Origin of the sequence: Protofrankia sp. CiP1_Cm_nod1 (assembly GCF_920888515.1) — a bacterium.
GTDB lineage: Bacteria > Actinomycetota > Actinomycetes > Frankiales > Frankiaceae > Protofrankia.
In genome coordinates this window covers 1-3,470 of the sequence record NZ_CAKKTM010000127.1, presented here as the reverse complement: position 1 = coordinate 3,470, position 3,470 = coordinate 1, and the positions used below count along the sequence as shown (strand labels likewise).

The 3,470-nt window shown below is 72.7% G+C and carries 4 protein-coding genes; all 4 read left to right on the top strand.

Going from position 1 to position 3,470, the window contains the following annotated elements; all coding sequences use genetic code 11:
- The first annotated feature begins 127 nt into the window (after nt 1–127).
- The gene (locus NBX02_RS06130) at nt 128–931 is read left to right on the top strand and encodes an SCO family protein (RefSeq protein WP_250290368.1); all 804 of its coding nucleotides are present in this window, start codon (nt 128–130) and stop codon (nt 929–931) included.
- Between the two features lie 22 nt (nt 932–953).
- Complete coding sequence (locus NBX02_RS22955) at nt 954–1,730, top strand: MauE/DoxX family redox-associated membrane protein (protein ID WP_445548293.1); 777 nt, start codon at nt 954–956, stop codon at nt 1,728–1,730.
- 7 nt (nt 1,731–1,737) lie between these two features.
- Complete coding sequence (locus NBX02_RS06120; RefSeq protein WP_250290366.1) at nt 1,738–2,790, top strand: thioredoxin domain-containing protein; 1,053 nt, start codon at nt 1,738–1,740, stop codon at nt 2,788–2,790.
- A 60-nt stretch (nt 2,791–2,850) separates the two neighbouring features.
- Nucleotides 2,851–3,470 (top strand): class I SAM-dependent methyltransferase (locus NBX02_RS06115; RefSeq protein ID WP_250290365.1); only part of this gene is annotated, 620 nt, incomplete at its 3' end.

Here is a 3,470-nt window from a genome sequence, read left to right as displayed (position 1 = left end):
GGTCCGGCTCCGGGCGTCCGACATGGCCGGAGGTGGAACCGAGCGGCGGGGCTTATCCGTCAGTCCACGTAAGGAGCCGTCCGGCCGTAAGGGTATGGATCGAGGAGCATCGAGGAGCGAGGCCCGGGTGCGTGCATCGCAAGATGGAGGAGAAGCCGTCAGCGGAGCTGCCTGCGACGGCGACGGCGCCGGCAGCGCGGCGGGGGTCCGCCCTGGCACCGATCCGCCTGGTGGAGGATCCGGCGGGAGCCGTCCGCGTCCTCCCGCCCGCTGGGGCCCGGCCCGCTGTCGCCGCCTGTTCGCGGTGCCGCTGGTGGTGGCGTTCGCGCTCGTCCTGGCCGGCTGTTCGTCCGGGACCGGGTCCGCGGTCACGATCGTGGACGACTCGGGGCCGGTCAACGAGCTGCGCGGCACAGCGCTCGCACAACCGGTCGACAAGCCCGCGCTGAACCTGACCGACACCGCCGGCGCCCCGTTCGACCTGCGCTCCCGGACGGCCGGGAAGGTCACCCTGCTGTTCTTCGGCTACACCCGCTGCCCGGACGTCTGCCCGACAACGATGGCCGACATCGCCGCGGCCCTCGACACGGTGCCGGCATCTGTCCGGTCACGGATCGCCACGGTGTTCGTCACCACCGATCCCGAACGGGACACCGGCGAGGTGCTCGACCGCTGGCTGAGCCAGTTCGACCCGTCCTTCATCGGCGTACGGGGCACCCTGGCGCAGATACGCGCGCAGGCGGACGCGCTCGGCATCCCGCTGGCGGATCCGGTACGCCAGCCCAGCGGGATCTTCACCGTCACGCACGGCACACAGGTCATGGCCTTCACCGCGGACGACCGGGCCAGGGCCGTCTACCTTGCGGGCACCCAGGTCGCCGACTACGCGCACGATCTTCCGATTCTGGCCAATACGGGGAAGACAACATGAAACAATGACAAATCAGCAGACAATGGCTGGACAGACAACGGCTGGGACGGCCTCCGACGGTACGCCGGCGAACGACGCGCCCGCGCCCGGCGCCTCGACCAGCGATGCGTCGGTGGAGGGGATGCCGGTGGGCCGGCGGCCGGGAAGCGGCTGGCCGGAAGGCCGGGGCGACGGACGCGGCAGCGACACCGGCGACAGCGACAGCGACAGCGACAGCGACAGCGACAGCGACCAGACGATCGCCCGGGCCACCGGGGGCACGGCCACCGGGGCCGGTCCGGCCGGCTCACGGGTACCGCTGGTGCTGGCCGCCGTCTCCACGCTCCTGCGCCTCGGGCTGGCGGGGCTCTGGCTCGCCGCCGGAATGATCAAAATCGGCGACCCGCAGGGGATGGTGCGATCCGTCCGGGCCTTCCGCATCCTGCCCGAGGCGCTCGTGCACCCGGTCGCCTACGCCGTCCCGTTCGTGGAGATCGCGCTCGGCCTGCTGCTGCTGGTCGGGCTGGCGGTGCGGGTGAGCGCCGTCGTCTCCGCGCTGCTGCTCGCCGGCTACATCGCGGCGATCGCCTCGGCCGCCGCGCGGGGCCTGCGCATCGACTGCGGCTGCTTCTCCACCGGCGGGGACCTCACCGCCGGCGCGCCCACCCACTACACCGGGGAGATCATCCGGGACGGTCTGCTGCTCGCCGCGAGCGTCCTGGTGGTTTGCCTGCCAGCCGGTGCGCTCACCGTCGACCGCATCCTCGAACGAGGCGCGCGCCCACTGGCCGTCGAGGGGCCGCGAACGGCGCGGCCATGATCACGTCGTGCCGCCGTCGGCCCATGTCGTCGAGCCGTCGCAGGACTTCGGAGAGCTGATGAGTACCGCGTCCAGAAAGAGCAGGAAGAACCGGTCAGGCGGGAAGCGAGGCGGCAACCCGGCCGGGATGCCGGCCGGCGCGCGCGCGCCCTCCCGGCCGCACGGCTCCGCCGCCCAGAATCCCGGGCCCGCCCAGGACGACACGGGACGGGACGACACAGGACAGGACGAGGCCCAGGACGACACCCGGCGGCCGGCCGGGAACGACGTCAGCCGGAACCGGGACGACAGCCGGCGGGAGAGCGTCCGGCTGGAGAAGTCCCAGCGGGGTGGCCGCCGGCGGGAGAAGGTGGCCCAGGCCCGGGCCGCCGAAGCCGCCCGCGCGCGGCGGCGGCAACGGGTCATCGTCGGGTCGGTGGTCGTGGCCGTGCTCGCGGTGGCCGCGCTGATCGGCGTCGCCGTCCAGAGCAACCGGACGGAATCCGCACCGGTGGTGCTGCCGGTGACCGCGACCGGCACCGACAACGGGATCACCGTCGGCCGGGCGGACGCCCCCGTCACCGTGGACTTCTACGAGGACTTCCAGTGCCCGGTCTGCGAGGAACTGGAGACCGCGCTCGGCCCGGGCATCCAGCAAATGATCGGTGATGGACGGATCAAAGCCGTCTATCACATGATGTCCTTCCTCGGGCCGGAATCCGTGCGGGCGGCGAACGCCGCTGCCGCCGCCGCCCAGGAAGGTAAATTCAAGGAATACCATGACATTCTCTACGCCAACCAGCCGCGCGAGCACAGCAGCGGATACCAGAACGGCACGCTGACGGAATTCGGCGCCAGCGTGGGCCTGACCTCCCCCGCGTTCATCGACGCGGTGCGTGACGGCACCTACAACGGCTATGTCGCGAAAGTCGAGGACGACGCGTCCAGGCGTGGTGTGACCGGCACCCCGACCGTGCTCGTCAACGGCCGGCAACTGGCCCCGCGGTCCCTGACCCCCCAGGGCTTCACCGCCGCGGTGGCCGCTGCCGCCGGCACCCCCGCGCCGGCGGCCACCGGCTGACCACGCCCTCGTGTGGCCACGACACGGCAGACCGTGGCCACACGAGGTGAGATAACGACTGTGGACGCCGCCCAGTGGGACCGCCGGCACGCTGGCACCGGCCTGCTGTGGACCGCCGAGCCGAACCAGGTCGTGGTCGAACACCTCACCGGGCTCACCCCCGGGCGTGCCCTGGACCTCGCCTGCGGCGAGGGGCGCAACGCCGTCTGGCTCGCCACCCAGGGCTGGCGGGTCACCGGCGTGGACTTCTCCCAGGTCGCGATCCGCAAGGCACGCGAGCTCTCCCGCCGCTTCGACGTGACACCGGAGTGGATCCACGCCGACGTCATGGTCTGGACGCCGCGGCCGGCGTCCTACGAGCTGGTCATCATCTGCTACCTGCACCTGGCGCCCGAGCAGCGGCGGGACGTGCTGCGCTGCGCGGTCGACGCGACCGTCCCGGGCGGGACGCTGCTGGTCATCGGGCACGACCGGGCGAACCTGCGGCACGGGGACGTCATCCCCGCCGACCCCGAGCTCCTGCTCGACGCCGACGATCTGCTGACGGAGCTGGCTGCCGGCCCGCCCCTGCGGATCAGCCGGGCCGGCCGCGTCCGCGGGCCGCTGCGCGGCGACGGCAACCGGCACCCGGTGGTCGACACCCTGCTGGTGGGGCGCCGGCCCGGCCCGGTGTCCCCCCA

Excerpts from the sequence above, each read along its gene's own strand:
- NBX02_RS22955 (WP_445548293.1), top strand. The coding sequence starts at position 954 with ATGGCTGGACAGACAACGGCTGGGACGGCCTCCGACGGTACGCCGGCG.